Raw genomic sequence first — 2,643 nt, forward strand, 5'->3', positions numbered from 1 at the left:
GTCGCCACCAACTGCGGGCAGATCAAGACCGGCTCGCTGTCGCGCTCCGACCGTCTCGCCACGTACAACCAGCTCATCCGGATCGAGGAGGAGCTCGGCGAGCAGGCCCGTTTCGCCGGCCGCTCCACGATCAGAGGTTCGGGAGCGTAACCCGGCGTTAACCAAGGCTCGGCAACGATCGGCGCATGGTCGTCAGAACCCGCCTGCGCTCGATCGTCGTGCCGATCGTCTTCTATCTCGTCCTCGGGGTCGCGACCGGCTACCTCGTGTGGGGCGCATCGAACGGCGCCCACGGACTGAAGGCGGCGGAGAAGGACGCCGCCCAGGCCGTCGCGCTGCAGAGCGAGCTTGCTGCCCACAAGGACGAGCGCGCGCGCTGGGAGCGCCGGGTGGCGGCGCTCCGGCCCGATAGCGTCGACCGCGATCTCCTCGACGAAGAGGCGCATGTCCAGCTGGACCGGGTCGGCAAGGACGAAGTGGTGATCTTCACCGGGCCTAAGGCGGCGCGCTGAGGGGTTTCCATACACGCGACGCCGGCGGCGGCGTCAGCTCGTCCGTCCCGGTGGGCGCCGGGAAGACGGCCGGCGACTCGCCGCAGCGATCCGGACCCGCGACATCGCCAACGTGCCGATCCCGCCAAAGCCGACGACCGTCATCAGCATAGTCGACAGTTCCGGAACCGCCGCCGACGGATCGACCGCAATGCTGACGTCGAAGAGCCCGTGCGACAGCGTCGCGAGGCTCGCGGCCTGCGTTTCGCCTCCGCCGTCATAGGCGTAAATGTCGGAGACCTCGCTCGCGATCAGCGAATAGGTTCCGGGCGAAGGCAGACTCCAGGCGATTGTCCCGGCGGCGTTCGCGCCTATGCCGTTCGCCTCGTCGACAAGCGTCTGGGTCGTCCCGTCGAACAATTCGAGATTGTAGTCGAGCGGAGCGCCCGGCGCCGCGTCGGTCGCGTACTGCACTGTAACGGTGACCGGTCCGCCCAGGGCGCTGAATGTGTAGTCCGAATCGCTGTTGACGCTCGCTTCCGCCGAAACCTGTCCAGCCAAGGCGTTGCTCGGGTCCGACGGCAGACGGGCTACCGTTTTCACCGTCGTCGGGCCGACGGCGGTATTGTGGGTCACCGTCCGCGCGTCGGTCGTCGTCGCGCCGGCGGGCGTGGTTTTGGTGACCGTTGTGTCCGCGACGGTGGTTGTTCGGGTGACGGGCGTCGACAAGATCCTGGTGAATGCGGATCCGGAAAACGCCGCGGCGATGTCTCCATCGAAGACCATCTCGGCCGACGACGGACTGGCGAACAGCGTCTGAACGCTCTGAAAGTTCGAGGCGTACGCCGCCAGGGACTCGAACGCCGAGATTTCCGTTCGGGTTGTCGTTGTCGACGTCGTCGTGACATTCGTCGTCGTCGTCACGGTCGCGTCGCCGTCTCTTGTCGTGGTTACGTTCGTGCTCGTCGTGGTGACGGGCGCGCTCGTGACGCTTGTGACGCTTCGGGTCGAGCCGACAAACCGTGCGGCAGCGGAACTGATCCCGAAGCTCGCGCTTCCGTCCTCGCCGGCGTTCACGCTGACCCCCCGCGCGGAGGTGGACGTGTGGGCCGCGACCTTGCCGTCCCCGGAGTCGCCTTCGCCGAAGGCTGAGCCCCCGGCGGAGGCCGTCGCGTCCGCGTTCACGGAGCTGGCGTCGCTGATGAACTGGACGTCCGCCATCGCCGCCGGACCTCCGCCGATCCAAGCCGGAAGTCCCGCGCATCCGATCAGGACCGCAGCGCGCGCAGCTCGTGAAACGGGGCCGACGCGCGCGCGGGTGTTTGTCCCGCCACGCGCGGGCCTCACGAGCGCCGGTCCTGCTTGTGCGACCAGCTGGCGATCTGCCCTCGCCGCTGGAGCCCAAGCTTTCCGAGCAGGTTGTGAACGTGCGTTTTTGTGGTCGAGAGCTCGATGTGCAGGTTGCGCGCGATCTCCTTGTTGCTGAGCCCTTCGGCGAGCATCCGAATGATTTCCTGCTCGCGCGTCGTCAGGGGCACCGGGACGCAGGACGCCCGCGGTGGCTCGATGGCGACCTGCGGCGCCCGCAAACGACGGATCAGCCTCGACGCCAGCGCTGCAGAGCAGATCTGTTCGCCGCGACTGACGCCCTCGATGAAGTGCGCGAGTTCGTGGAGCGCTGCGTTCGCAGGGATATAACCGGCTGCGCCGGCCCTCGCCCAGGCGACGATATTCTCCTCGGTTTCGGAGACGGCGAAAGCGATGACGCACGCCGACGGGGCGACCTCGTGGATCGTCCGAACCGCCTCGAGTCCCCCGGGGAACGATCCGTCGAGAAGGACAGTCGCTCCGTCGTAATTCCGGAGGGCTAACAGCGCCTCCCGGAGAGTTTCGTACAAGCCCGCCACCTCCAGCACAGGATGACCGTCGACAACCCCGGCGACGCCTTCCCGCAGGAGCCGAACTTCCGAGACAATCAGTAAGTATTGCTTCGGAGCCGCAGGCTCAATGTTGCCACGAATTAGTGTCGAATACTCCCCTATCGTCTCCAGCATGACTATCCTCCGCCCTTATAAAACTTAAAAAGCTACCAGATATACTGCAAAAATAAGAGGCGCCAATGTTCGTTACTATCTTGGAAACATCTCCGGAT

General features: G+C 65.8%; 3 protein-coding genes and 1 pseudogene. 2 read left to right on the forward strand and 2 right to left on the reverse strand.

All coding sequences use genetic code 11. From position 1 onward, the window contains the following. Both eno and ACLP25_RS27675 read left to right on the forward strand, forming a co-directional pair. Positions 1-150: pseudogene (gene eno / locus ACLP25_RS27670) on the forward strand (phosphopyruvate hydratase); the annotation flags it as partial. 35 nt (positions 151-185) lie between these two features. Further along, entirely contained in the window at positions 186-512 is a 327-nt protein-coding gene (locus ACLP25_RS27675; protein ID WP_442472312.1) for an FtsB family cell division protein, read from the forward strand. Positions 513-545: 33 nt separating this feature from the next. Here the strand turns inward: ACLP25_RS27675 and ACLP25_RS27680 are convergent, their stop codons facing one another. Together ACLP25_RS27680 and ACLP25_RS27685 are read right to left on the reverse strand one after the other, a co-directional pair. Beyond that, positions 546-1,712, reverse strand: coding sequence for a hypothetical protein (locus ACLP25_RS27680; protein WP_442472313.1), 1,167 nt, complete (start codon positions 1,710-1,712; stop codon positions 546-548). A 122-nt stretch (positions 1,713-1,834) separates the two neighbouring features. Then, positions 1,835-2,545, reverse strand: coding sequence for a LuxR C-terminal-related transcriptional regulator (locus ACLP25_RS27685; protein ID WP_442472314.1), 711 nt, complete (start codon positions 2,543-2,545; stop codon positions 1,835-1,837). Positions 2,546-2,643: the final 98 nt, after the last annotated feature.

Source organism: Roseiarcus sp. (assembly GCF_052145395.1).
In the GTDB taxonomy this organism is placed as follows: domain Bacteria; phylum Pseudomonadota; class Alphaproteobacteria; order Rhizobiales; family Beijerinckiaceae; genus Roseiarcus.